Raw genomic sequence first — 25,740 nt, forward strand, 5'->3', positions numbered from 1 at the left:
GGGCCGAGCTTAATGGATGTAAGCCAACGTTGGCCATAAGCCCACTGGAATCGCAGTGGGCTGTACTATGGATATGGACTTGTGAATCACGGACACTGAATCATAGACAGTGAGTAAGTGCATTTAACCCTCGAGGATCACTCGCGTATCTTCGCTAAGCGATTCGAGCTCTTTCGCGACATCTTCAATCGCGACATTACTTGGTAAGCGTAATGCAATCGTTGAAGTAAAGAGACTGGAGCTAATGCCACCGCCACCGGCAATGAAAACACGTTGGCAATCCATATCGAGAATATTGATGCCTTGCCCATCAAGCACGTGGGTAATTTCATTTACGATGCCAGCACGATCATTGGCATCGAGTCTGAGCTGATAGATTTGCTCAGTGTTGTGCTTTGAGTTGTCGGCATTCACAATTTCTACAAGCAGATCAGGCTGTTGTTTAAATGCGTCTTTTACGATGGCTGCATTTTGAGTGGGCAGCTCAACTTTGATCACCGCGGCGACTTGCTCTTCGATGAAGTTGACCTTACTGATGAGCCATTTTCCGCCATTTTCATGGGTGATGGCCGCGAGCTGTTTGATGGTGGCTGGAGTGGCTTTGCCAACAAAGTTTGCGATGAAAGTCGTGGTCATAAGTTGTCTCCTAAATGCATGTGCGGAGTAGGGAACAATACGACATATTGCGTTGTCGGTGCCGTATTGCCTATACATTCAGTGTAGATGGCCAGGTAGGGTAAGGTTTGATATGGGTCAATTTTTTTGACCTAAACGGCATTTATATTCGCTAATGTATAAGCTAAAGCACAAAAAAAACGGCACTTAAGTGCCGTAAAAGGAAAGTGATTAAGTGGCCGAACTAAAAGGTTATTTTTAATTCCATGCCATAGAATTGGTGATCATAATTTGCCCCTGCATCTAGGGCGAAATTGGCGGCTTCTTGATTGCCAAACCATGGCTTGCTGCTGAACTGTACATCGGCACTTCCTCCCCAAGCACCGGATACCCAACCATGGATATGTCCTACCGGATTGAGGAAGAATAAAGTCACATCCCCCATCGTTTGAGACCCCATCACTTCGCCACCAGAGGCAACAATGTCTTGCTCAGTTTCAAACATCAATTCGCCGACGACGGCGCCGAAAAATGGGGTAATAAACAAGTCTTGCCATGATGGAACTTCCGCAAAAGCTTCTACGCCATATTCCCAGAAAAAAGTAGAGAGGAAAGCGGAATAGAGGAAAGAATCAAATTCATTAAAACCAGCGTGGCGCGCTGCGGTGTAATAGACCCCACCGAAATAGGGGTGCATGACATAGTTCAAAACATGCTCATCTCGATCCCAGACAGGGCCTTCACTGACATTATCAGACCATTTTTTACCAAGGTTACTGATATCTCGATCGTCTTCGTCCCATTTCGTTATGGACTCTGGCAGCATGGTCATTAAGCCGACGGTCGCAACACTTAAACCAAGTATGGTATAGGTTTGTTCTTTGAGATATTGCCAGTTACGCTCATCGGATACGCGCAAATATTGTGGCAGTTCAGGGTCACTGAGATCGAGTTGGGAGTCATCATAGCTCAGCGAAAAAGCATCTGCAGGTTGTGAATATGCATAGCTATTGCTATAAAGATGCTCATTAATACGAGAATCTACGGTATATGAAAACTCGTAATGTTCGTTTGTGTTAGCCGCGTTAGCACAAGCTGAAAAAGACAACATCAAAGCAACGATGTTTTTATTAAGCACGGAATGACTCCACATCTATTTTTAGTGAGCATAATCACAATTATCTAGCAAAATCGACAACTTAGGAACAGTAAAGCCGTTTTTATTTAACATTTGTAGTGTTGTAATAAAAAGTAGTGTGTTTTTGCAGAAATATAAATAGGTGATGGCTAAATTTTCTCATACGAGGAAGGTTATGTTAAAAATAGCAATGCTAAGTACTGGTGAAGAAGTTTTGCACGGCGATATCGTGGATACGAATGCCGCTTGGCTATCTGAACAGTTCTTTCAGCAGGGATTTGCCCTCACTAAACGTTCGACGGTTGGGGATACATTGGGTGGGTTAGTCGAAGAGCTGCTCATGCTTAGTTTTAACAACGATATCGTGATCGTGAATGGCGGGCTCGGCCCAACGAGCGACGACGTGAGTACCGAAGCGGCAGCCATTGCCGGTGATGTAGCGTTAGAACTGCATCCATCTTGGTTAGAGCGTCTTGAGGCCTTTTTTGCGTCAAGAGGTGTCGTGATGCCAGAAAGTAATCGCAAGCAGGCTATGCTGCCTGTTGGCGCGCTATTGATCGATAATCCGATAGGAACAGCTTGTGGTTTTAAAGTAAAAATCAATGATTGCGATTTTTACTTCACACCGGGCGTACCGAGTGAATTTAAGCGGATGGTATTAGAGCAAATCATACCGGATATGAAAAACCAGCACTCTGATGTGGTTGGACTTCACTGTAGTCGTTTATTTACCTTTGGCACCTCAGAATCGGCACTATCCGATAAACTGGATAAATTACAGTTACCCCAAGGTTATAGTCTCGGCTATCGTTCATACTTACCGTTTATTGAGGTCAAACTGTTTGGACCGAAAGGTGAGATCGAGACACGTTTAAAGCTGATGCAGCTTGTCTTTAAATTGATCGAGAGTTCGGTTGTGAGTGTTGATGAACCAATGCAAGAGCATGTGGGTCATTTAATCAGTGAGAAAAAGTACGCGATTTCGGTTGCGGAACGTTCTACACAGGGGCGCTTGTCGACGTGGCTGCATTCCAATGAAAAAGCGGCGGATTATTGTGGTCATGGCTGGGTGCTGGGCGGTCATGTCACGGTAGGTGCGAACGACAATGACTCTTTAGCGGAAACCTTGGCACTAGCGGGCGCGACAAAAGAAAAATGTGCAACGGATATTTCGATTGTGACGGGTCAACTATTGGATAAAACCTTTACGCTGGCGCTCGCGACCCCTGAAGGTGAATGGGGGCAAATATTAACATTGAATCGTACGTATAGCCGTGAAGATCAGGCGATCATGATCACGACCGTGGCCGCGGATATGTTGCGTCGCTATTTATCCGGTAAGACCATGTTTCCCCATTACAGTTCATTGACTCGAGAAAAGGAACTTTATATTCCACAAGGTGCACTTGGTTCGTAAGGGTAAAGGTAAAATTGTACGGAAAGAAATGTGATAGGGCACTCATTTTACGCCATATAATAAAATCATCTAAGTGTTATCTCTATGAATTTAATGTGCTTTTTTTGAAAAGATGCCCAGATCACGCCATGGCTTGAAAATAGGTCTTAAACTGAATGTTCTTCTACCAATTGACGCAAGGAGGGTAGGATGTTTCAGCAGTCGAAGATCTTAGTTTGGTATCAAATAGCCAGTCAGAAAGTCGTGTTAGGTGAAGCATTAAGCGTTGAGCATAATGATGTGAATTCGATTTGGCGTCGAGCTCCTGAAGAAAGTGAGAGCAAACACGGACTCGGTTACCGGCTATCCTTGTTCGATGATGGTGGCAGAGAGATTGCAGGTAAAGCGATTTCTATGCATACCGCTGATCTGCTTTTGTCTGGGGGGAGATAATGAATAAATTAAGGCCAGCATTTGCTGGCCTTAATATTTACGAGAACAAACAGGAACACGCCTAAGCACGTTTCTCTTTAAGTTTGTAGCTGACCGCTTCTAAGGTCAGATCACTCTTCGCTCTTGTCACACAAGGTAAAATCTCATCTGCTTGCGTGTATGCCATTGCAAAACCAACGTATTCAACCTCACCTGAACTGAGCTTGCAGCGACAAGCGCCACAGTGCCCATCTCGGCAGTTGTATTCGACTACCATTCCCGCCGCTTCCATTGTTTCTAGTAATGTACTAGAAGGGTTGCTCGTGATCGTATGCAGTCCGTTGATTTTGACTTTAGCCATTAAAGTTCGAAGTCCTTAAAGTCGTCTGCTTTCGCATCACTTTCAATCTGACCCACTAGGTAAGATGAAATCTCAGCTTCTTGTGGCGCAACCTGTACGTTATCTGAAGACAACCAAGCGTTAATCCATGGGATTGGGTTAGAGGTCGCGTTAGGGTAAGCCGCAGGTAGACCAACCGCACTCATACGAACGTTGGTGATGTATTCAACGTATTGGCAAAGAATATCTTTGTTTAGACCAATCATCGAACCATCTTTGAACAAGTATTCTGCCCATTCTTTCTCTTGCTCAGCCGCTTCTTTGAAGAGGTCGAAACACTCTTGCTTACATTCTTCCGCGACTTGCATGAATGAGAAATCATCTTGACCATTACGCAAGATGTTGATCATGTGCTGAGTACCAGTCAGGTGCAGCGCTTCATCACGAGCAATTAGCTTGATGATTTTTGCGTTACCTTCCATCAGTTCACGTTCTGCAAAAGCAAATGAACATGCAAAGCTGACATAGAAACGAATCGCTTCTAGTGCGTTCACTGACATCAAACACACGTACAGTTTTTTCTTCAGTTCATACTTGCTGATCTTAACGCTTTCACCGTTGATCTGGTGAGTACCTTCGCCGTAACGGTGGTAATCATTGGTCATTTCAATCAGGTCATCGTAGTAACGAGCAATGTCTTTTGCGCGCTTTAGAATGTGTTCATTTTCTACGATGTCATCGAAGATGATACCTGGATCGTTAACGATGTTACGGATGATGTGCGTGTATGAACGCGAGTGGATCGTCTCAGAGAACGACCACGTTTCAATCCATGTCTCTAGCTCTGGTAGTGATACAAGAGGGAGTAGGGCAACGTTTGGGCTGCGGCCTTGAATTGAATCCAGCAGCGTTTGGTACTTCAAGTTTGAGATGAAAATATGCTTCTCATGATCAGGTAACTTGTTGTAGTCAATGCGGTCGCTTGATACATCAACTTCCTCTGGACGCCAGAAGAAAGACAGTTGTTTTTCGATCAGTTTTTCAAAGATTTCGAATTTTTGTTGGTCGTAACGTGCAACGTTTACCGACTGACCCAAGAACATTGGTTCTTTGAGTTGGTCATTTTTTGTATGGTTAAAAGTACTGTAAGCCATGATGCCTCAATTCCTTTTAACCCCTCGAATTTCAAGGGGCATATGTTCGTTAAAATAAAGGGACTATTTGGTTTGCTGGTGCAATATTAGATCTTGCAGCCGCCGCCTTCACAATCTTCATCAGCAGGTTGAACTGCGTCTTTTTGATCGTCTTTCGCGCCATCGCGAGTGTTATGGTAGTAAAGCGTCTTCACACCATATTTATACGCGGTCAGCAAATCTTGTAGCAACTTAGTCATCGGTACTTTACCGCTTTCAAAACGACTTGGGTCGTAGTTGGTGTTTGCTGAAATCGCTTGGTCAACGAATTTCTGCATGATACCCACTAGGTGTAAGTAACCGTCGTTTGAACCGATATTCCAAAGCAGCTCATAGTTGTTTTTTAGGTTAACGAAGTCAGGTACAACCTGCTTCAAAATACCGTCTTTTGATGCTTTTACAGAAACATAACCACGTGGAGGCTCAATACCGTTGGTCGCGTTTGAGATCTGAGAAGAGGTCTCAGATGGCATTAGCGCGGTCAGGGTAGAGTTACGCAAACCATGAGTCATGATTTCTTGGCGAAGTTCATCCCAATCGTAGTGAAGCGGTTCATCACAGATAAGATCGAGATCTTTCTTATAAGTGTCGATAGGCAATAGGCCTTTCGCATAGTTGGTTTCACCAAACAGCGGGCATTTACCTTGCTCTTTCGCCAGACCAACAGACGCTTTCAATAAGTGGTATTGAATCGCTTCAAAGGTGCGGTGAGTTAGGCCGTTAGCGCTACCGTCAGAGTATTTCACACCGTGTTTCGCTAGGTAGTATGCGTAGTTGATCACGCCCACACCGAGAGTACGACGGTTCATGGTTGACTTATACGCCGCTGGTAATGGGTAGTCTTGGTAATCAAGCAGTGCATCCAGAGCGCGAACGACAAGTTCAGACAGCTCTTTAAGATCATCTAGCTCGTTGATTGCACCCAAGTTAAATGCAGACAGTGTACACAGCGCGATTTCGCCTGAGTCGTCTTCTACATTCACGAGCGGTTTCGTTGGCAGTGCGATCTCTAAACAGAGGTTTGATTGACGAATCGGCGCGACTTCTGAATCAAACGGGCTGTGAGTGTTACAGTGATCAACGTTTTGGATATAAATACGACCAGTTGAAGCGCGCTCTTGCATCAGCAGAGAGAACATTTCGATCGCTTTTACGCTTTCTTTCTTAATCGCAGGATCGTTTTCGTACTGTACATATAGACGCTCGAATTCCGCTTGGTTTTCGAAGAACGCATCGTATAGGCCAGGGACGTCAGATGGCGAGAATAGAGTAATGTTGCCGCCTTGAACTAAACGTTGGTACATCAGTTTGTTCAGCTGAACACCGTAGTCCATATGACGAACACGGTTCTCTTCAACGCCACGGTTATTCTTTAGAATCATCAAAGAACGTGATTCACCGTGCCACAGTGGGTAGAAAACAGTGGCTGCACCACCACGAACACCACCTTGAGAACAGCATTTTACTGCGGTTTGGAAGTATTTGTAGAATGGGATACAACCGGTGTGGAACGCTTCGCCACCACGGATTTCAGACCCTAGTGCGCGAATGCGGCCCGCGTTGATACCAATGCCTGCACGTTGAGAAACGTAACGAACAATTGAGCTTGCCGTTGCGTTGATTGAATCTAAGCTGTCACCACACTCGATAAGGACACATGAGCTGAACTGACGAGTAGGGGTACGCACACCAGACATGATCGGTGTTGGCAAAGAGATCTTGAACGTTGAAGTGGCATCGTAGAAGCGCTTCACGTAATCAAGACGAGTATTGCTAGGGTATTTAGCAAAGAGACATGCCGCGACTAAAATATACAGAAACTGTGCACTTTCATAGATTTCACCAGACACGCGGTTTTGCACGAAGTATTTACCTTCAAGCTGCTTCACTGCGGCGTATGAAAAATCTAAATCACGAGTGTGTTGAAGATAGTTGTCTAACTCTTCTAGTTCTGCTTTTGTGTAGTCGTCAAGAATATGGCTGTCGTATTTGCCCATTTCCACAAGACGAGAAACATGATCAAACAGCTTTGGCGGTTCATATTGACCGTACGCTTTTTTGCGTAGGTGGAATACGGCCAATCGCGCTGCAAGATATTGGTAATCTGGCGTTTCTTCTGAGATTAAGTCTGCAGCAGACTTGATGATAGTCTCGTGGATGTCAGATGTCGTAATGCCGTCATAGAACTGAATGTGAGCCTTTAGTTCTACTTGTGAAACCGAAACATTGTCTAGACCTTCCGCTGCCCATGTAATGACACGGTGAAGTTTTTCAAGATCAATGTTTTCTTTGCGGCCATCACGCTTAGTGACGGTAAGTTGTTGGTTCATTCTGATTCTTTTCCCTAACAAAGCTGATAAAAGCCGTATTTTCGTGTAATTGTTGTAATTTCGTATTCGGCTTTGTGATCAAAATCGATATATAGATTGTAGTGCAAACACAAGATATAGGGGTGATATCGTTCGCGGATTACAAGATAGTGCTATTTGGGTGCTTTTTCAAGTTGAAGATCTTGGATGACTTGTGGATAAGTGACAAAATATAAAAAAACAGTAAGTGGATACTAACTCATGAAATTAGGTGGGATTTGACTGTATAAAATTCCGCTTTTTGAATCGCTTTATTCTTAACCGTCAGCAAAAAAAAATATCTTGATCTTCAATAAAAAATGGGAGCTATTTTACGGCTGTATAAAGTGGAATCGATCGCACGAAAATCATGCAAATATGGGTTAAAAGGCGGTCGAATTTGCGCAACCGCCTCGAATTGTTTAATCGTTCATCAGCCTACGGTTTACAAGTGTGAACGATGTAATTGACATCCACATTGCGGCCTAACTTGTAGTTGCCCGTAATTGGGTTGTAATGCAAGCCTGTGATCCCATATTCCACAAGATCAGTTTGATCGATCATTTTGATCATTTCTGAAGGTCGAATGAATTTCTCATGGTCATGTGTGCCTTCCGGCACGATGCGCAAGAGTTTTTCTGCCCCCACGATCGCGAACAAATAAGATTTGATGTTTCGGTTCAGTGTCGAGAAAAAGACATGGCCACCCGGTTTCACCAAATTTGCGCATGAGCGGATAACGGAAAGTGGGTCAGGCACGTGCTCGAGCATTTCCATGCAGGTTACGACATCGTAAGCCCCTGCGTTTTCTAGCGCATGATCTTCGATGGTGCTGCGAATGTAATCTAACTTCGTCCCCGTTTCTAACGCATGCAGACGCGCGACTTCAAGGGGTTCTTTACCCATATCTAAGCCCGTCACTAACGCGCCTTCACGTGCCATGCTTTCGGCAAGAATGCCGCCACCACAACCGACATCAAGTACCTTTTTACCGAATAGACCGTCAGAGCATTGCAACACATAATTTAGGCGAAGAGGGTTAATTTGGTGCAGGGGTTTAAATTCCCCCTCTAAATCCCACCAACGTGATGCCATCTCTTCAAACTTTCGGATTTCATTCGGATCTACATTTTGTGTTTTTGTCATAATCCATCTATCAGTGTCAGTAAACGTCAAAGGCATTATAGCGACAAAACGTTTCCTCTCCATAGTGAAACTCAGTTTTCGCAATTATTGCTGTAAATATAACCACTAATCAGCAAGATATATGTGCTGTGTGCAAATTCTCGGCAGTTGAATCGCAACAAAGCTCACAACCTGATAAAAGGAGAGGGAAAGTGATGCCGAAGTGACGATTTATATGTTATATTTTTGCACCTTACACGAATCGTATTTACGATCTGAAAATAGAGGGATAATGGCTCTATGAGCGATTTAGCTAAAGAGATCACGCCCGTAAACATTGAAGATGAGCTTAGAGGTTCATACCTCGACTACGCGATGTCAGTCATCGTGGGTCGTGCTCTTCCTGATGTGCGTGATGGCCTAAAACCAGTACACCGCCGCGTTCTATTCGCGATGAATGTACTAGGCAACGATTGGAATAAACCATATAAAAAATCTGCCCGTGTTGTTGGCGACGTAATCGGTAAATATCACCCACACGGTGATAGTGCAGTGTACGAATCGATTGTTCGTATGGCGCAGCCGTTCTCACTACGCTATATGCTAGTTGACGGTCAAGGCAACTTTGGTTCAGTCGATGGCGATTCAGCAGCGGCAATGCGTTACACCGAAGTTCGTATGTCAAAAATCGCCGGTGAGTTGTTGACGGATCTTGAAAAAGAAACTGTCGATTTCGTACCTAACTATGACGGTACGGAACAGATCCCAGCGGTTCTACCAACAAAAATTCCTAACCTATTGGTAAACGGTTCATCCGGTATCGCAGTAGGTATGGCAACAAACATTCCTCCGCATAACTTGACGGAAGTGATCGACGGCTGTTTGGCTTTCATCGATAACGAAGAAATTACGATTGATGAGCTGATGGATTACATTCCAGGCCCAGACTTCCCAACTGCTGCACTGATCAGTGGCCGTAAAGGCATCGTTGATGCTTACAAAACGGGCCGCGGTAAGATCTACATGCGCTCAAAAGCGGAGATCGAAACTGAGAAAAATGGTCGCGAAACCATTATTGTTAGTGAAATTCCGTACCAAGTAAACAAAGCTCGCTTGATTGAAAAAATCGCTGAGCTTGTTAAAGATAAGAAAGTGGAAGGCATCAGTGCACTGCGCGACGAATCTGATAAAGATGGTATGCGTATTGTTATTGAATGTAAGCGTGACGCAGTCGGCGAAGTGGTGCTAAACAACCTTTACGCACAAACTCAGCTGCAAACGACTTTCGGTATCAACATGGTCGCGCTAGACCATGGTCAGCCAAAACTGTTCAACCTAAAAGAAATGTTGAAGTGTTTTGTTGATCACCGCCGTGAAGTGGTTACTCGTCGTACTATCTTCGAATTGAAAAAAGCACGTGAACGTGCCCATATCCTAGAAGCTCTTGCTTTGGCTCTTGCGAATATCGATGAAATTATCGAGTTGATTCGTAATGCAGCAACACCAGCAGAAGCAAAAGCGGGCTTAATCGCACGCGGTTGGGATCTTGGTAATGTCGCGGCAATGCTTGAAAGTGCTGGCAATGATGCAGCGCGTCCAGATTGGTTAGAGCCTGAATACGGTATCCGTGACGGTCAATACTTCCTAACTGAGACTCAAGCACAAGCGATTCTAGAACTTCGTCTACACCGCTTAACCGGTTTAGAGCATGAGAAGATTCTGGACGAATACAAAGCACTTCTAGAAGAAATCGCAGAGTTAATGCATATTCTTGCAAACACTGAGCGTTTGATGGAAGTGATCCGTGAAGAACTTGAATTGGTGCGTGAAAGTTACGGCGATGCTCGTCGTACTGAAATCACAGCAGCAAGTCACGATATCGACATGGAAGAACTTATCGCTCGTGAAGATGTTGTTGTTACACTTTCTCACGAAGGCTACGTTAAGTACCAAATCCTAAGCGACTACGAAGCTCAACGCCGTGGTGGTAAAGGTAAGAGTGCAACGAAGATGAAGGAAGAGGATTACATCGAGCGTCTGCTTGTTGCGAATACTCACGACAACATCCTATGTTTCTCTACTCGTGGTAAGACGTACCGTCTGAAAGTATATCAATTACCGCTCGCGAGTCGTACTGCTCGTGGTAAGCCTATCGTTAACATCCTTCCTCTAGAAGATGGTGAGCGTATTACGGCAATCCTACCTGTATCTGAATTCAGTGCTGAGAAGTTCATCTTCATGGCAACTGGCGATGGTACGGTTAAGAAAACACCACTGAACCAGTTCGCAAATGTGCGTGCAAATGGTCTAATCGCGGTTAACTTGCGTGACGAAGACTCTTTGATTGGCGTTGATATTACTGATGGTCAAAGCGACATCATGCTGTTCTCTAAAGCGGGTAAAGTGGTTCGCTTTAGTGAAGATAAAGTTCGTGCAATGGGCCGTACGGCATCAGGCGTACGCGGCATGAGACTGGCTGACGAAGATCAAGTTGTATCGTTGATTGTTCCTTCAAATGAAGGTGACATTCTGACTGTGACGCAAAATGGTTACGGTAAGCGTACAGAACTGGCTGAGTACCCAACGAAAGGTCGTGCAACGCAAGGTGTTGTCTCTATCAAAGTTTCTGAACGTAATGGCCCTGTAGTAGGTGCTGTTCAAGTTGAAGAAGGCGATGAGATGATGATGATCACCGACGCAGGTACGCTGGTTCGTACACGCGTTGCGGAAGTAAGCCAAGTTGGCCGAAATACCCAAGGTGTGACTCTAATCCGTACTGCAGCTGACGAAAATGTTGTTGGTCTGCAACGCATTGATGAAATTGACGAAGTTGAATTGCCAGAGGGCGAAGAGGATGACGTTGTTGAAGCAACGACATCGGAAGACGCACCACAAGCGACAAACACTGAAGCAAACGACTCAGTTGAAGATGACGCAGCAGAAGATGATTCTGACGCGTAATTGAAAGCGTGAAGTAAGAACCGAGCCAAATGGCTCGGTTTTTTTATGTCTGTAATATTGGCGTGTGCCGTCATATCAAGCAGGACAAATCAGTGATCGAAATCGGCGCTAGACAAATCGCTTAAAACTCGGCTCAGAGGTCAATGAGCCCATGACTCTAAGTTCATTCTTTTTCCCAAAATAGCAATAAAAGCCGCCTCATCTCGAATGCTCATAGCCCTATGTCTCATAGACAAACGATGTAAATTTTGTTGTATTGAGGGCTTATGAGTATTACACGAAGTAATGCTGCAACTCACAGGGAGAGAGTTATGCCATCACCATTTGCATTCACGGAGAGTTTAATGCACCTCGGCTCAGCGATGAGCTTGGAAACTTGGTTATTGTACCTGGTCGCCATTCTTATTTTGACGGCTTCACCGGGGCCAAGTTCACTGCTTTGCATGACCAAAGGGGTCACACAAGGTTTTCGTATTGGCGTCTATACAGCGATTGGCAGTTTAACGGCCATCACCATTATCTTAACCTTATCGTTTACCGGCCTTGGTTTGATTATCACTTCATCAGAACTGACGTTTAACATTATTAAATACACCGGCGCGGCCTATCTGATCTACCTCGGCATTAAAGCCATTTTAGCCAAACAACGTGACTATCAATTGGACGAGGGGCAAGAGAGACAAGTACAAGCGCCAGTTAAGCACTTTATCTCGGGTTTTATTGTTGGCAGTAGTAACCCCAAAGCGATCTTATTTTTTACCGCATTGTTTCCTCAGTTTATCGACCCGAGTGCGCCACTTCTGGCTCAGTACTTCATTTTCACGGCCACTTTTATGGTCATGGAATTTTCGTGGCTCACTATTTATGCCTTATTAGGCGCAAAATCGTCAAATTGGTTGTTCGCAAAGGGGAGGGCGAAACTCTTTAATCGTATTACTGGAGGGGTATTTATTGGTGCAGGTACCTTGCTGTCTACAGCGTCAAAAGCTTAACTGACTCGCAACGATGGTTTGCCAAATTTGCTACGCTGCCATCGTATCTCCCAATTAAGGAACATGTATGCCTAACGGACAGCTCACTGAGATGGCCATGTCTAACTATTTGCTATGGCTGATAGTTCTTATTATTGGCTACCCATTTGTATTAGTCGCGGTACAAATTATTGCTTATGGGGAGTACGATAAAAAGCGTTACACTCAGCGGGTTAACATTTTGTGTGCCGCTGCTTTTGCTATTCTCTTATTTCTCCATCTGCAGACGGAAGTGTTCTATGGGAAAGACATGCTAGATTGGTTGAATGAACACGACCAATAAATAGGTATTCTTAAACCAAGCGCGCGTCACCCCAATCAGCGTCTAATCCTTCATTTACGAATTATTGCTCCTCTATATTGATGTAGTTGCGTAGCAAATCACATTATTAATGATAGAAACAATTTGTTGTAATAGCCCGTGCAACTGCCTGTTTTTACGTCTAAAATTCCGCCATCGAATTTCTGTTACCTTCATCACGAAAAAAATCCTATGACCCTGTCACTAAAACAAAAATTGATTGGAGCAAGCCTATTAGCCGTGATGCTAATGGCCAGTGCATTGACTTTACTTTCGGCTGATCAGCTATATCAACAAACGCGCAACGGTATGTATAGCCGAGCAAATAGTTTATCGAACACCGCTGCTGTTGGGATTTCTGATTGGATCAGCATTCGCCGCGATATCGCGTCCTCTTTTAATCAGCACAGCACGCAAGCGGATGTTGTTCCTTTTCTAAAACAAGCGCGAGTTGCGGGTGGTTTCGATGATATTCTATCGTGGTAATATCACCACTGAATAAGTAATGCGGATATGGAAATGAAGAAAGCATACTCATACATACGATACTCCTCACCACAACAAGCTAAGGGTGATAGTTTTCGTCGTCAATTATCAGCAACACAAGCCTATTGCAATGCAAACGGCTATGCATTGGATGAAGAAATTTCTGTCTATCAAGAGCTTGGTGTGTCGGGTTTCAAAGGAGATCAAGAAAATCTAAAACGATTTATCAATGATTGTGCCTCTGGACGAGTCAAGAAAGGTAGTTTATTGATTGTTGAAAACCTTGATCGCCTATCTAGACAAACAATCAATGTTGCTTTGCGTCAGTTCCTCGAAATTCTCGAATACGTGGATATTTATACACTGCAAGATGAAAAATATTATTCGAGTGATATAGCTCACTCTGATAATCAACTCTTGGATATCATGACGAGTTTGATTGTTATGTCAAGGGCTTACAATGAAAGTGCGACAAAACAAAAACGCTTGAAAGATAAATGGGATGAAAAGCGAAAAAACATCAATTCGAAGAAACTAACTACGATTTGCCCTCATTGGTTGACGTTGAGTGGTGATTGGTCAAAGTTTAATGTGAAACCTGATAGAGTCAGGATTATCGAGAAAATCTTTAAACTGTGTTTATCAGGAAGAGGCTTTAATCAGATTCTAAGATTCTTGAATAGTGATCTTGAAAATTATCCCACTCCATCAGCAAAATCTAAAGTCTGGGCAAGGACTACTGTTGCTCGTATCCTCTCTGATCGTCGTGTCATTGGTGAATTTCAACCATATATTGGCGATCACTCAAATCGTGAACCTTTCGGAGAACCAATTCCTGATTATTTTCCGCAAGTGATTGATGAAAAGACGTTCTTAGATGCTCAAATTTCTTTAAAACAAAGGCAAATTGGGGCTGGTAAGACAAACGGCGAACACTTTTCAAACGTTTTTCGTGGTTTTCTCTTCTGTGGAACTTGTGGAAGTAAAATTGAATATGTGAATAAAGGGAAGCCACCAAAATCAGGTTCATATCTGACTTGCACTAACGCTAAAAGAGGTGGTGAATGCTCCCAATCAAAGCATTTTAGATATGATCCTATCGAACATATGTTGATTCATCTGTCTACGGTGAATGGATTTATACCAAAACCAGAACAACCAAATGATATCAAACGACAACTTGAAAAAGTCGAGATTTTGCGAGAAACAACCAATAACAAGCTAAGTGTTCTTTTAGAACAAGATTTTACATTGCCTATTATAAGTGCCAAGGTGAAAGAGTTATCCGCTCAAATCGTCGATTTTGATAGCCAAATAACTTCGTTTAAAGACAAGTTGGACGATACAAGACATATTTATGAATATGACCAACTCTATGCAGATACAATTCTTGAGCCTGACAACCTAAAACGATACACAAATCGCACCATTTTTCACAACTATCTAACTAAGCAAATTAAAAAAGCCTATATTTTTACTGAGGGGCGTTGTGCATTGATGCTTTTCGAAATGTCTGATTCATCACTACATAGCGTCATATTGGACGAAAAATACAACTTTGGTGGTGTAAGTATGCCAAACGGACAAGATGCGTATAAACGCCTTAATGGTAGTGGTTTGTCAGTGGTTGATGAAAACCTGTGGAAGCTCCAAAAGCAATATTTTGACTTTATCCAATCGTTGAAGGAAGTTCCTCTAAAAGATGAAGATAAAGAGCTAGTGTCAGCGAGTTTGATTACAATTAGTAAGAAATTGAGCAAAATCATCTCTGATTACAAACACGCAAAACTATTTGATGTTGTTATGGATGAATCACTGTTGATAGAAAGTGTTTTAGTTAAATACCAAAAAGCCTTAATTTAAAGCGAATTATAAAAAATTTCTTTAAATAGTGAAGTCGAATTTTATAACTACGTTAGTTATAAAATATTTTAAAAAGAAGAATCACTGTCATTTTGACGGTGATTCTAACTCCGCAACAGAAGCTCTTGGAATAAATGACCCATTAATATTAAAGAACAAATTAGCGAGAAATAAAAGCTGAGGAAACTGCTAAAGAAGCAGAGAACGCTAAGAAAAAACCTTGTCTTTTGGTCGTAAAAATCAATGAAAGTAAGAATAATAAAGAAAAGAACGAGTAGCAAAAACAAAAGGAGGCTCTGTTTTTTAGTAAAAAACAACAAAAATAAATTTCAATAGATAATAGTAAAAGCAATTTTTTAAATAAAAAGCTCTCCATTGTGCGCTTTAAGCATAATAGTGATTGAAAATTATAATTACATGTTATATTGAATAGTGAGCAAACTATAACAATAAATATAAGGAGTTTTTATGACAAGGATTGCCCTTTGTTCAATATTAATCATTTCAATTACTTATCCACTTGCAGCGACAGCAGAAAATAATTTTGTAATGATTTTACAGAAAAGTGATTCAGTAAAATATCAAATAGCTGGTGAAGAACCGCCTCAACCCTGTATAAGTAAAGATGAGTTAATAAGAAAAATTTCGTTTGGTGACGATATTACGATGGTCAACACATCCTGTATAACCGATTTCTCTACCTTATTTAAGGGTAATAAAACGTTTAATCAAGATATTAGTGGTTGGGATGTTTCAAATGGAGAAAATTTTTCTGAAATGTTTAAAGGTGCTACAGTATTTAATCAACCTCTTGGTGGATGGAATATGTCATCTACAACAAACATTTCAGGAATGTTTTCAAGCGCAAAGGCATTCAATCAGCCACTAAATGATAGGGATGTTTCTAACGTGACAGATTTTAATAACGTCTTTGGTAGTGCCTCGGCTTTTGACCAACCATTAGGAAAATGGAATGTATCCAAAGGGACAACTTTTAGCTTTATGTTTGATAGAACAAGTTATAACCAAGATCTTGGCGACTGGGATGTGTCAAGCGCAGAATCTTTTCATTGTATGTTCCAAGGAACAAAGGCTAATTATGATTTGAGCAAATGGGACGTATCGAAAGCAAAGGGGTTCGGCTGTATGTTCTCTTATTCAAACTTCAACCAAGATATCTCAATGTGGGATGTGTCAAATGCTGAAAGCTTTTTTATGATGTTTATGGCGTCAGATTTCAATCAAGACATTAGCAACTGGAATGTATCGAAAGCAGATACATTTGTATATATGTTTAGACAATTACCACACTACAACCATCCTCTTGACAGTTGGGATGTGTCAAATGGAGGAACTTTTGAAGGGATGTTTGCTGAATCAACATCATTTAACCAGCCACTCAATAGTTGGAACGTGTCTAAGGCTTGGAATCTTACTAACATGTTCTGGGCGACATCATTTAACCAGCCATTAGAAAAATGGGATGTATCACTGGTCAGAGATTTTAGATATGTGTTCGAAGAAACTCCGTTTAATCAAGACATTAGTAGTTGGAACGTTTCAAGTGGAACAAATTTTACGGGTATGTTTAATGGTGCTGATGCATTCAATCAAAACATTAGTGGTTGGAATGTAGATAAAGCAACGTCTTGGACAGACTTTAAAACCAACAGTCCTTTAACTGACGAGAACACACCTCCGAAGTTTAGATAGTAGATAAAACAAAGCATATGAGGCAATGTCCCGTATGCTTTTTTGTTTTATTTGCTATCATTTTGATATACATTGAAATAATTTGCATTATGTTGATTTTTAAGGGATGTATATGCCAGTTGAGAAGTTATGCTATGAGGGTGGCATCAAAGCCGTTCATCAAATCATCGAACAACGCATTTCAAAAGGTAAGTCTAACTTTCAACGATTAGATGAAGATAAAAAAGTGCCGTTTATCGTTCCAAAAGTCACGTGGAACAATGCACTTGGCACTGGTTCACTCAATAATGAACACTGGGCTTATCGTGTTGGTTATGCTTTTAGAGAAGCTCTAGATCTTCAGTTTATGGAGCGAGTTCGAGACAAAAAGAAAGTTCATCTTTGGAGTCAAGGATGTCTACTTAACTTCAAAGAGGGTGATCTCATCTCGTCAAACTGTGGAAAGAAATACGTTCAAGTGAAATATGCATCTCCAATGGGTTGGGATGAAGCCAAAAACGAAATGCACTATGGAACGGTTACTTATTCATTTATTGATCAAGAAAAGAATACATCAGAACAACGTCATGCAACACAAGTTGAGTTTCTTCAAATGTTGATAGAGGGCTAAAAATGGATGTGTTTGAACTTTTGGGCATAAAACAAGGTGATTCGATTATTGTCGATAATCCTTGGACGGGTTCAGGTGAACGTGAAGTGATTCCTCTGGCATTGTCACGCAATGGTATATCCATTCGCTCTATTGATTGCAGATATGGTGATATTCGCTATGTCGGTTCAGATTGGCTGATTCGTTTGAGTGATGATGAAACGGTTGAACTGAGAGATTTTCCTTTCATTGCTCAAAAATTAAAAGAATTCGAACATCAGAAAGAATTTGGTAAGCCAACAATCGATCCTAATGTTTCAATTGAAGATATCGAGCGAGAGTATGCGTCTATCAACGAAATTTTAGACACAATCCCTCTTGATGAAATTAAAGTTGCAATTACTGGCACATTACCTTTACCAAGAAAAGAAGCAAAAGCCTTATTGGAAAGTAAGGGAGCAATAGTCGTTGGTTCAGTCAATAAACAAACTTCTTTCTTGTTTATGGGAAACACTGGACGCTATGAAATCACCGATAAAATGAAGAAAGCGCATAGTTTTGGTGTGAAAGTCATTACGATCTAACTAGGATTTTGTCTCTAACGATACATTAATGTATCGTTTGAGATACAACCTGTATCGACAAAACAAAACCTGATGTTCTACCAACTTTAAAAACTGAGAGTGTAATAACTTTTAGGAAAAAGAGCTTAAAATAAGATTTTGCAAAAAACAAGCCTTTCAATTTAAAATGAAATCAAATCAAATGTTTTGCAGTGTTATATAAAAATCTGTTTCTTAACACAAACGATCACCATGATTAAAAATCATGAAAAACGAAAGAAAAAAGACAGAGTTTTTTGTGGCATATAAAAAACATATAAATATTTTCGCTATACATAGGCATTTACCCTTACTATTTGACAAGGGTAAAATAAAATGGCAACCCTAAACCTCCTTATGAAAATATATATTTTTATGCAATAAATTATATACAACGCAAACTTACCAAAACGATTTTAAAAAACGCCTGCATATAAGAAAAAAATCACCATTGACATTAACATTTAAGCATTACAATGTGAAAAGTATAAAGTTCCCCCCTTATAGCAAGGTTTGCATTTTCGGCTTGTATTGAAGAATGTAAAGAATATCACAGGAAGAAGAAAAGATTTCCAGAACTACCAGAATTAAATGATATAGAACGTAGCGTAGTTAAGTATCAATTTTGAAAGAAATAACGAAATTCATCAACATTACCACTCTTAGGAGTGATTTTTCAACAAATGACAAATCAATATCAAAACAAGCAATTTAAGGCGAGATCTCTATTTATTTGATAAATGAGTCGATTGATTGAAAAAAATATCTTAAATCGAAGATTATGATATTAAAAAACAAAAAAGCAGTCTTAATGACTGCTCTTAAAACTTCCACGTTTTTTCACCTTTCTTATGGTTTTTCTTTTGATCCGTGTTCTTTCCCAACCTACGTTTTTCTTTCTTTTCTGTGCAAGTATAAATATACATTGGCAAGAAAATTTCGCCAGTTTCTTGATACTCTTTAAGTATTTCGAATGCACGGTCATCAAGATCTTTTTCCATCTTCGGCGTGTCTTTATGTTTAGATTCTTGATTGCAATATTGGATCATATCTTTGTGTTTCTTATAGGCCAATCTTACAAAGCTTGTAAAGAATATCATAATAAGGCTCACCAGCTTTGATCCATTCGTCTATTGCATGGGTTTTTTCGAAAACACGAGGAAATTTATCTCGTATTTCCATTGCTCTTTTACTCAATACTCTATGTTTCATATTTTGTCCTCTTGGTTTTAATATGCAAAATTCAAATCAAACAAATCTTTGTGGTGTTTTTCTTGTAACACTCGTTGCTTGTAGCCACTAACGACATTTAAGATATGTAGGTTCTCATACAGTTTTTCTATTGTTGCTTGATAATTGTTTGGCTCAATATCGTTATTCAATTCAATTTCGTCGATACAATCGATTATCTCATCCAAATCATCCAAATCATCCAAATCCATGTTAGATTGGATAAACTCGCTTATTTCTTTAATTTCGTTATCATTAGGAGTTACGAGTATTATTAAAAATAAAATCTCATCTAGCAAAGTCAACTCCGTAATGTTTTTTATTATGTTAATGTGTTTTTTATTTCTTACAACTAATCTTAATTACACTTATTTTTGTCGAATCGAACAATTTTTATTTAGCGTAGTGATTAAATTGATATTATTATTCTTTAAGATGATATTTTCGATCATCTTAAGTGTAATTATATTATTTTTGATTAATATCTTTGTTAAAATCTCGCATGTACACACGTATGTACGTTACTAAATTGTATATATATATTCTTAAGATCTTTTAAAAGAAAAGAGCTCTGCCTTAATCTTGGGGGTTAAAACCCCGCTTACAGGCAGACTTTTCCCAAGGACTCTTTAAAAGTATTCCCTAGTTTATTTCACAAAAAATTAAAATTTAGTCATCGTTGAAATGCGTAAAAAGCAAATATAATTCTGTTCGATGATAGCTGTTAAGATGAATAATTCATCTTATATTTTTGTAATACTAGAACTTTTAAAAACTTGAGATAGTTTGCCTGTAAGCCATGTTTTCCTACGCTTACATTGTCTTCTAAACACACCTTATGTTTAAAAGCAGAGAATTATTGTGGAATAAATTAGGTTTTTCCACTGCCTATGCATTCTCGTTATATTTCCTCAAAGTCACAGTTCGTTAGACGTCTCGCCGTATTCTAGATACTTGCTCACTAACCCCTCTAGCATAATGACCTTTACACAGAGTAATACAACCCCCTCACATACCCGCCCTTAGCACCCTAGTTGCGGGGATTTAAAATATGAACCTACCTTTCAGCCAAATTTATAAGCAGCTTCTTTTCTTACTAGGAAAATCTACCTTGGCGTTTCACTTATAAATATTTCATATTCTGAGATTTGTTAAGTTTTAAAATTAAAAAAACACACATCAATTAATGATATATGCGTAGAGGTAAAAATTATTATTAGTGAATCCTTGATGTTTGGAATCGATGTGCTTTAATATAATTAAAGGATTTTTACTTCTACTAAAAATCTAAAACTTAAAGGTCGTCGTTTTTGACGACTTTTTTGTTTCTCAATAATTAAATTATCATGAAATAATTTAATTGCAAGTCATTATTAACATAATTATTTATAAGCACAAGCATAGAAAGTGTTTTAACGTTATGCCATGCTAATTTATTTAACCCTTAAAGGTTGACCAGCATTTCACTACGTTTTTTATGGCATGCCAAGAGGAAAAGTCACTCACAACAAGATGATGTTTAATTTTAATAACCTAAACTCAATTATTAATTACGAATGAACAATATTCTCGATATTTTTAATTAAGTCTGACCTTTCGGTTAAATGATCATCACAAAGTATATTGCCGTACTTATGCGGGGTTACTATTGAAAATCAAAGTCAATCTTACATAGCCCAACATTAAACACATTCGACATCTTAAACTTAATGCTAATGATTTATTTTTATCGAGACGACAAGATGGCGCTATCAAACGTAGCCTGACATCTTTTTCCCGTCAAGTTTATGACGATATTGTTTATATATTTGTGTTTTTGTGCCAATGTGTATATATAAGCACTTAAATGTTGGATTGTTTCTCGCAATATAATTAAAATATAGTTGACTAAGGCTTTTTAATTTGGAGCAAAGGATGGCGTGTAAGTTTATAGCAAGAAAAAATGGGGTATTTGTTACAAAAGAATCCGAATTCGCTGTTCTGGATTTTCTATTACAACCTATTTGTGAACCTGAAAATACATCAACAATGTACTATGAAATTCTTTCTCGGGTAACGTCACAATCTGGAGAGCAATTTGATAGTCAAGATTTTTTTCTGAATGTCGGTGATGAGTTTATTAAAAACATATGCTTACAACAGTTAAAGTATGCCAAACGTTTGCAAATAAGAGAAGTGATCTCCACAAATGTTACTATGGCATGTCTCGAAGATGGTTTTTTTATTGATAGTTTGCTTTCATTTGAGAGTGTTAAATTTGCTCTAGAAATAAACGAATTGAATTGTAATACGTCATCTATACAGATATTGAAAAATATTGATAAATTACAAAGAAAAGGCATCATGATTTGGTTAGATGATTATCACTCTAACAATGAACAGGCAAACCTTTCTTTAGGTAATATTCAATGGGATTATATTAAAATTGACAAGAGTTTTCTTCTTTACAATAGTGACGATTCAATGGCAGCTAAATCTCTAAGTTATGTGTTAACACCTTTTGTGAAAAGAGGTCTGATTTACGAAGGAGTAGAAACTTATGAACAACATAAAATTATACGGTCCACTGGTTCTTTAGCACAAGGTTATTATTATAGAAGACCTGACAAGTGGTCTAATTTAAAACAGGATACTAAAAATGAGCATTCTGAAAAGAAATATTCAATTATTTGATCAAGACCATTTTAAAGTCAGAAAAAGACTAAAAAGAGAACACATAGTTTCTTTCTCATGTTTTGGTAGCCTATCTTACGAAGGGTTTGTTATTAACATCAAACCAGGGTTGATAGTTTATTTACCCAAAAACAAAAGAATCAGTCTATTTCTATATGGAGAAAGCCCAGCATCAATAACTATTTACAAATATATGTCCGATGTAGGCATGTCGTCATCAAAAGTAATTGTCGACTATATAAATGCCATTTCAGAGATAAAAAAGAAAAACATAACAAGTAAAGAAATGCTATTTATAGCGTTAAATAATTATATAAGGAAGCAACTTAAATCTCACAAAAGAACTGATAAGTTGAATTCAAGTATAATTCATAAAATAGAAAACCTAATCATGTCTGATCTGAGAAATAATTGGTCTGTCAAAACGGTATGTCATCATACAAACATGTCTAAATCTACGTTATATCGAGCTCTTGTTACTTACAATATTTCACTAAAAAAATTAGTACTAGATTTGAAAATTAATTATGCAATGGACTTGTTAACCGATACAGATTTGTCTATTAGCGAGATATCGTACAGGTCCGGCTTCGATAATCCTTCCTATTTTTCAAACCGATTCAAGATGAAGAAAGGAGTTTCACCAACGTCTTTTAGAACGATGTTGAAAATGAAATAGTCAACATATTACACTTCGTCTACTAACATCCATTTTATATGTAAAACTAATTTATTATTTTGGTAGGCCATTAAAACTGTCGATTTTCAATTTTAAATGTTTTTATTTCGAGATTTCAAAAAATACCGCATCCGTCCTTCAAAGAAATTTATAGAAAACATCAGTGGTTGAAATGTTAAAGCAGCTAGGCATAACCGGGGTTAAGGCTAACAGTGAGTTAATAGATGACAACTCACCTCCGAACCTTAAATAGATAGATAAAACCAGCATTTGCTCTGGATTTATCTATCTATTTATTATGGGAACAATAAAGCATAAGTAAATGACATTTTAAATAATTAGAATTTTAAATCTTCGTAATTTATATCATTCTTACTGTAAGTAACCTTGACTTTCTTTGTATTTGACGGTTCTTGATTACCCCTGTTAAATGTTCTTGATTTATCAATTTCACCTTGTGTCTTTTTCTTGTTAAATACATTACTTTTAACGATAAAATCCCCACGAACACTCTTGGCTTTGTGTGTTCTTTCTTCTAACCATCTATTTTCTATTGAGGATAAACCGACATTTTCTGCTTTATAGTCGGGGTTACAGGTAGCCGCATGAGTCATAAAGCTTTGTCTCATTACATCTTCATCCGTTCTTTCATTGAGTTTTTTGTGAAAAAATGCAATGTTTCTTTCATCCATTTCTTCTGTTCGAACCATCAGAGCTATGATTTCACTAGCTTTTACGTTTTTCTTCAAATCAAGATGATCAACCAAATAGTTTTCTTTGAGCAAATTATCTACAAATGCTATATCTTTTGCTTTTACTTCAAAAAATCCTTTGTTGTAAGGTTTTGGTTTTGCTGCTTCTATTGCATCCAAGCGTTCTTTTTCCACTTGATCTTGCTTTTTCTTTGCTTCTTCAATTCGTTTTAATCTATCACTTGCTGCTTTTGCTAATATTGCATCGTGCTCTGATTTTTTCGCTACTTCTGCCTTTTTATCTTCTTCTGGTTTAGTGATGAGAGTTGATATTAAGTCATCTTTTAAAGCTTTATCTTGTTTCTCGACCTCTTTTTCATTCTCATCTTCTTGCTCTGGTGATGTGTTTTCAATCGGCGTGTTGATAGTATCGATATTTTCATTAGTTACTGCTTGTTCTTGCGACATAGCTTCGTTTAAAACATCATCAACCACAGATAGAAACTCAGAATTTAATGCTTTTGGTTTACTCGTAACCAAAAGCTTCTCAATCTCTAAGGAGTATTTATCAAAATCTTGAGGTGATAGTAGATTTTGCTTTATATAAACAACTTCTTTATCTGTAAATTTTAAGCCTTTTACTGCCGAATGGAAGTCAGCCCAATTAATATGCTGCACTTTACTTTCTGTGTTGAAATTGAATTGTTTGATGGTCTTTTTAGGGTCAGAATCAAGTTTTAACCATGCTTCTAGCTCATAACTAGCCCATCGACTAGAAGACGTTTTGATAACAATACCATTCCAGTTTTTAGCCAATTGCATTGATTTAAACGCTGCGTCTTTCGATTTAGTATTTAGAAAAGTAATAGCTTTATCTTTGCTGTTATAGTCAAAAAGAGGCTCGTTTGTCTTTTTATCAAAACCACGCCACACAGATTGCTGTTTACCTTTAACAAAACGAATATCGAGAATCGTTTTGAAATCTACAAATCCCGTATTACCAACACTCATTCGTGTATGATCAGGTTTGATATCGGCATATTTAGCCATTTTAGTTTCAAATTCAGTCCAATCATCAATGCTTTCTCTTAGATTTTTCAGCTCAAATCGACGCTTTCCCTTGCCTTTAAGAGTTTTAGATAATGCAGTAGCACTTAGAGCTGTCGTGATTTCACCAGCTTCATTGACTAATTCATAGCTAATGCCTCTAACCACCTTGTTTCCATCGTTATCTAACTTAAAAGAGAAGTTGATGTTGATGTTATTTTCAGCCAAAACTGCTGAAAACTGTTGTGCTGTGAGGTTTGGCGTTGTTTTGATTTTTCTCATGATATTGGTTAAATCATAGTAACCAGACTTTTTAGATATGTTTCTTTTTGTTTTGATTTCATCTCGCACACGCTCGATCATCGCTGGATCTTCAATAGCCTTGGCTTTTTTCAAAAGATCGGCTGCTGTGTGTCGGCCAATCATTAAAGATTGCGCAAAATTCATATCATTTGATAGGTTAGATGTATGTTCATTATTTTCACCAGTCAAAGACAATCCATACTTCTGCTCTGCTTTTTCAATTGCTTTCCTTAAAGCTATTCGTCTTTTCCAGCCCTTGTCATAGACTATTCCCTTATCGGTTCGATATACCGTAGGCAAAACGAAATGGAAGTGAGGTTTATCTGTGTCTTGGTGAAGTCCACAGATGAATGGTCTTTCATAGATCTCTGGTATGGCTTCGCTCATTATTTCCATTGAAATTCGTGCTAGTTCTTCTTTTGAAAAACTAAGAAAATCGGTAGGAGTAGGACAAATTTCAATATGCTCTACGATATTAGCACCAGCTTTCTTCGATTTTTTCTTCATTTGAGCTTCATACTCAGCATAATTGGCTAAGATCAGTTCTTGTTGTTTGGCGAAAGAAAGCTTCATAGCTTCTACATCGTGATAAAAACCCTGGTTTGTAAAGGCGTAGGAAATACGCTCTTTTTGACCAAGAACGTTTAAGTTTTCACTCTGAATCGTTTTACCTTGCTTTGGGTTTACGATGTAGGCAATCAGTCTGTTAAGGCTGATTCGGGTTGTTATCTTGCTTTCTTCCGTGATAATCATTTTATCTTTTCAATTTCCTCTTTTATCTCAACTGCAATATATACCGATGTTTCAAACAATTTATTCATATCATTGTTGATCTTTGTAGCTGTTTCACGATCTAATTCTACAAATAATTTAAGACTTTCATTTCTAAAATTTGATTGATTAGCATAAATTCTTTTTACTATTTCACCTCTATATTTATTATTAAATTCTTTCAATAAATCAGTAATATTCAAATACATTTC

The 25,740-nt window shown here is 39.1% G+C and carries 21 protein-coding genes and 1 pseudogene; 12 read left to right on the forward strand and 10 right to left on the reverse strand.

All coding sequences use genetic code 11. The features are described from left to right. Window positions 1–123 precede the first annotated feature (123 nt). A complete protein-coding gene (locus OJ16_RS06400; protein WP_040988516.1) occupies window positions 124–636 on the reverse strand; it encodes a glycine cleavage system protein R in 513 nt (170 codons plus the stop codon). Between the two features lie 223 nt (window positions 637–859). Further along, a complete protein-coding gene (locus tag OJ16_RS06405; protein WP_040988517.1) occupies window positions 860–1,753 on the reverse strand; it encodes a DUF3943 domain-containing protein in 894 nt (297 codons plus the stop codon). 175 nt (window positions 1,754–1,928) lie between these two features. Between OJ16_RS06405 and OJ16_RS06410 the strand changes: the two genes are divergently transcribed. Then, window positions 1,929–3,170, forward strand: a complete 1,242-nt coding sequence (locus OJ16_RS06410; RefSeq protein WP_040988519.1) for a CinA family nicotinamide mononucleotide deamidase-related protein — start codon at window positions 1,929–1,931, stop codon at window positions 3,168–3,170. A 189-nt stretch (window positions 3,171–3,359) separates the two neighbouring features. Next, complete coding sequence (locus OJ16_RS06415) at window positions 3,360–3,602, forward strand: hypothetical protein (RefSeq protein WP_040988521.1); 243 nt, start codon at window positions 3,360–3,362, stop codon at window positions 3,600–3,602. Between the two features lie 61 nt (window positions 3,603–3,663). Here the strand turns inward: OJ16_RS06415 and yfaE are convergent, their stop codons facing one another. The 4 genes from yfaE to ubiG form a co-directional block, all read right to left on the reverse strand. Beyond that, on the reverse strand, window positions 3,664–3,942 hold the full coding sequence (yfaE, locus tag OJ16_RS06420; protein ID WP_040988523.1) for a class I ribonucleotide reductase maintenance protein YfaE: 279 nt from the start codon (window positions 3,940–3,942) through the stop codon (window positions 3,664–3,666). Beyond that, the gene (nrdB, locus tag OJ16_RS06425; protein ID WP_040988524.1) at window positions 3,942–5,075 is read right to left on the reverse strand and encodes a class Ia ribonucleoside-diphosphate reductase subunit beta; all 1,134 of its coding nucleotides are present in this window, start codon (window positions 5,073–5,075) and stop codon (window positions 3,942–3,944) included. Before nrdB ends, yfaE begins: the two co-directional genes overlap by 1 nt. Window positions 5,076–5,161: 86 nt before the next feature. Beyond that, entirely contained in the window at window positions 5,162–7,444 is a 2,283-nt protein-coding gene (nrdA, locus tag OJ16_RS06430; RefSeq protein ID WP_040988525.1) for a class 1a ribonucleoside-diphosphate reductase subunit alpha, read from the reverse strand. A gap of 456 nt (window positions 7,445–7,900) precedes the next feature. Then, window positions 7,901–8,608, reverse strand: a complete 708-nt coding sequence (gene ubiG / locus OJ16_RS06435; protein ID WP_040988863.1) for a bifunctional 2-polyprenyl-6-hydroxyphenol methylase/3-demethylubiquinol 3-O-methyltransferase UbiG — start codon at window positions 8,606–8,608, stop codon at window positions 7,901–7,903. A 279-nt stretch (window positions 8,609–8,887) separates the two neighbouring features. On the opposite strand from ubiG, the gene gyrA reads away from it, so the two are divergent. The 8 genes and pseudogenes from gyrA (at window position 8,888) to gapS2 (ending at window position 18,115) form a co-directional block, all read left to right on the forward strand. After that, window positions 8,888–11,548 carry a DNA topoisomerase (ATP-hydrolyzing) subunit A gene (gyrA, locus tag OJ16_RS06440; protein ID WP_040988527.1) on the forward strand — a complete coding sequence of 887 codons (2,661 nt, stop codon included), beginning with the start codon at window positions 8,888–8,890 and terminating at the stop codon, window positions 11,546–11,548. A 362-nt stretch (window positions 11,549–11,910) separates the two neighbouring features. Then, the gene (locus tag OJ16_RS06445; protein WP_040988865.1) at window positions 11,911–12,540 is read left to right on the forward strand and encodes a LysE family translocator; all 630 of its coding nucleotides are present in this window, start codon (window positions 11,911–11,913) and stop codon (window positions 12,538–12,540) included. A 67-nt stretch (window positions 12,541–12,607) separates the two neighbouring features. Further along, on the forward strand, window positions 12,608–12,862 hold the full coding sequence (locus OJ16_RS06450) for a hypothetical protein (RefSeq protein ID WP_040988529.1): 255 nt from the start codon (window positions 12,608–12,610) through the stop codon (window positions 12,860–12,862). 210 nt (window positions 12,863–13,072) lie between these two features. Beyond that, a pseudogene (locus OJ16_RS06455) lies at window positions 13,073–13,354 on the forward strand (methyl-accepting chemotaxis protein); the annotation flags it as partial. Between the two features lie 45 nt (window positions 13,355–13,399). Beyond that, on the forward strand, window positions 13,400–15,229 hold the full coding sequence (locus OJ16_RS19595; protein ID WP_052810320.1) for a recombinase family protein: 1,830 nt from the start codon (window positions 13,400–13,402) through the stop codon (window positions 15,227–15,229). 468 nt (window positions 15,230–15,697) lie between these two features. Further along, window positions 15,698–16,942, forward strand: a complete 1,245-nt coding sequence (locus tag OJ16_RS06465) for a BspA family leucine-rich repeat surface protein (protein ID WP_052810319.1) — start codon at window positions 15,698–15,700, stop codon at window positions 16,940–16,942. A 112-nt stretch (window positions 16,943–17,054) separates the two neighbouring features. After that, window positions 17,055–17,552 carry a hypothetical protein gene (locus OJ16_RS06470; RefSeq protein WP_040988533.1) on the forward strand — a complete coding sequence of 166 codons (498 nt, stop codon included), beginning with the start codon at window positions 17,055–17,057 and terminating at the stop codon, window positions 17,550–17,552. A gap of 2 nt (window positions 17,553–17,554) precedes the next feature. After that, window positions 17,555–18,115 carry an anti-phage protein GapS2 gene (gapS2, locus tag OJ16_RS06475; RefSeq protein ID WP_040988535.1) on the forward strand — a complete coding sequence of 187 codons (561 nt, stop codon included), beginning with the start codon at window positions 17,555–17,557 and terminating at the stop codon, window positions 18,113–18,115. An 839-nt stretch (window positions 18,116–18,954) separates the two neighbouring features. Here the strand turns inward: gapS2 and OJ16_RS19930 are convergent. Together OJ16_RS19930 and OJ16_RS06485 are read right to left on the reverse strand one after the other, a co-directional pair. Beyond that, window positions 18,955–19,134 carry a hypothetical protein gene (locus tag OJ16_RS19930; protein WP_152613827.1) on the reverse strand — a complete coding sequence of 60 codons (180 nt, stop codon included), beginning with the start codon at window positions 19,132–19,134 and terminating at the stop codon, window positions 18,955–18,957. A 228-nt stretch (window positions 19,135–19,362) separates the two neighbouring features. Then, entirely contained in the window at window positions 19,363–19,662 is a 300-nt protein-coding gene (locus tag OJ16_RS06485; protein WP_040988539.1) for a hypothetical protein, read from the reverse strand. Between the two features lie 1,615 nt (window positions 19,663–21,277). Between OJ16_RS06485 and OJ16_RS06490 the strand changes: the two genes are divergently transcribed. Then, complete coding sequence (locus OJ16_RS06490; protein WP_052810318.1) at window positions 21,278–22,036, forward strand: EAL domain-containing protein; 759 nt, start codon at window positions 21,278–21,280, stop codon at window positions 22,034–22,036. A 391-nt stretch (window positions 22,037–22,427) separates the two neighbouring features. After that, window positions 22,428–22,715, forward strand: a complete 288-nt coding sequence (locus tag OJ16_RS20280) for a helix-turn-helix domain-containing protein (protein WP_408063501.1) — start codon at window positions 22,428–22,430, stop codon at window positions 22,713–22,715. A gap of 338 nt (window positions 22,716–23,053) precedes the next feature. Here OJ16_RS20280 and OJ16_RS06500 read toward each other — a convergent pair whose 3' ends face one another. Both OJ16_RS06500 and OJ16_RS06505 read right to left on the reverse strand, forming a co-directional pair. After that, on the reverse strand, window positions 23,054–25,510 hold the full coding sequence (locus OJ16_RS06500) for a relaxase/mobilization nuclease domain-containing protein (protein ID WP_040988542.1): 2,457 nt from the start codon (window positions 25,508–25,510) through the stop codon (window positions 23,054–23,056). Beyond that, window positions 25,507–25,731 (reverse strand): hypothetical protein, encoded by a 225-nt coding sequence (locus OJ16_RS06505; RefSeq protein ID WP_152613828.1) that lies wholly within the window; start codon window positions 25,729–25,731, stop codon window positions 25,507–25,509. The genes OJ16_RS06500 and OJ16_RS06505 overlap by 4 nt, the downstream gene beginning before the upstream one ends. Window positions 25,732–25,740 lie beyond the last annotated feature (9 nt).

It is taken from the genome of Vibrio renipiscarius, assembly GCF_000827885.1.
GTDB classification, from domain to species: Bacteria; Pseudomonadota; Gammaproteobacteria; order Enterobacterales; family Vibrionaceae; genus Vibrio; species Vibrio renipiscarius.

Excerpts from the sequence above, each read along its gene's own strand:
- OJ16_RS06415 (WP_040988521.1), top strand. The coding sequence starts at position 3,360 with ATGTTTCAGCAGTCGAAGATCTTAGTTTGGTATCAAATAGCCAGTCAG.
- OJ16_RS19595 (WP_052810320.1), top strand. The coding sequence starts at position 13,400 with ATGAAGAAAGCATACTCATACATACGATACTCCTCACCACAACAAGCT.
- nrdA (WP_040988525.1), bottom strand. The coding sequence starts at position 7,444 with ATGAACCAACAACTTACCGTCACTAAGCGTGATGGCCGCAAAGAAAAC.
- OJ16_RS06445 (WP_040988865.1), top strand. The coding sequence starts at position 11,911 with ATGAGCTTGGAAACTTGGTTATTGTACCTGGTCGCCATTCTTATTTTG.
- ubiG (WP_040988863.1), bottom strand. The coding sequence starts at position 8,608 with ATGACAAAAACACAAAATGTAGATCCGAATGAAATCCGAAAGTTTGAA.
- OJ16_RS06465 (WP_052810319.1), top strand. The coding sequence starts at position 15,698 with ATGACAAGGATTGCCCTTTGTTCAATATTAATCATTTCAATTACTTAT.
- OJ16_RS20280 (WP_408063501.1), top strand. The coding sequence starts at position 22,428 with ATGTCTGATCTGAGAAATAATTGGTCTGTCAAAACGGTATGTCATCAT.
- OJ16_RS06470 (WP_040988533.1), top strand. The coding sequence starts at position 17,055 with ATGCCAGTTGAGAAGTTATGCTATGAGGGTGGCATCAAAGCCGTTCAT.
- gapS2 (WP_040988535.1), top strand. The coding sequence starts at position 17,555 with ATGGATGTGTTTGAACTTTTGGGCATAAAACAAGGTGATTCGATTATT.
- OJ16_RS06400 (WP_040988516.1), bottom strand. The coding sequence starts at position 636 with ATGACCACGACTTTCATCGCAAACTTTGTTGGCAAAGCCACTCCAGCC.
- yfaE (WP_040988523.1), bottom strand. The coding sequence starts at position 3,942 with ATGGCTAAAGTCAAAATCAACGGACTGCATACGATCACGAGCAACCCT.
- gyrA (WP_040988527.1), top strand. The coding sequence starts at position 8,888 with ATGAGCGATTTAGCTAAAGAGATCACGCCCGTAAACATTGAAGATGAG.
- OJ16_RS19930 (WP_152613827.1), bottom strand. The coding sequence starts at position 19,134 with ATGGAAAAAGATCTTGATGACCGTGCATTCGAAATACTTAAAGAGTAT.
- OJ16_RS06490 (WP_052810318.1), top strand. The coding sequence starts at position 21,278 with ATGGCGTGTAAGTTTATAGCAAGAAAAAATGGGGTATTTGTTACAAAA.
- nrdB (WP_040988524.1), bottom strand. The coding sequence starts at position 5,075 with ATGGCTTACAGTACTTTTAACCATACAAAAAATGACCAACTCAAAGAA.
- OJ16_RS06410 (WP_040988519.1), top strand. The coding sequence starts at position 1,929 with ATGTTAAAAATAGCAATGCTAAGTACTGGTGAAGAAGTTTTGCACGGC.
- OJ16_RS06450 (WP_040988529.1), top strand. The coding sequence starts at position 12,608 with ATGCCTAACGGACAGCTCACTGAGATGGCCATGTCTAACTATTTGCTA.
- OJ16_RS06500 (WP_040988542.1), bottom strand. The coding sequence starts at position 25,510 with ATGATTATCACGGAAGAAAGCAAGATAACAACCCGAATCAGCCTTAAC.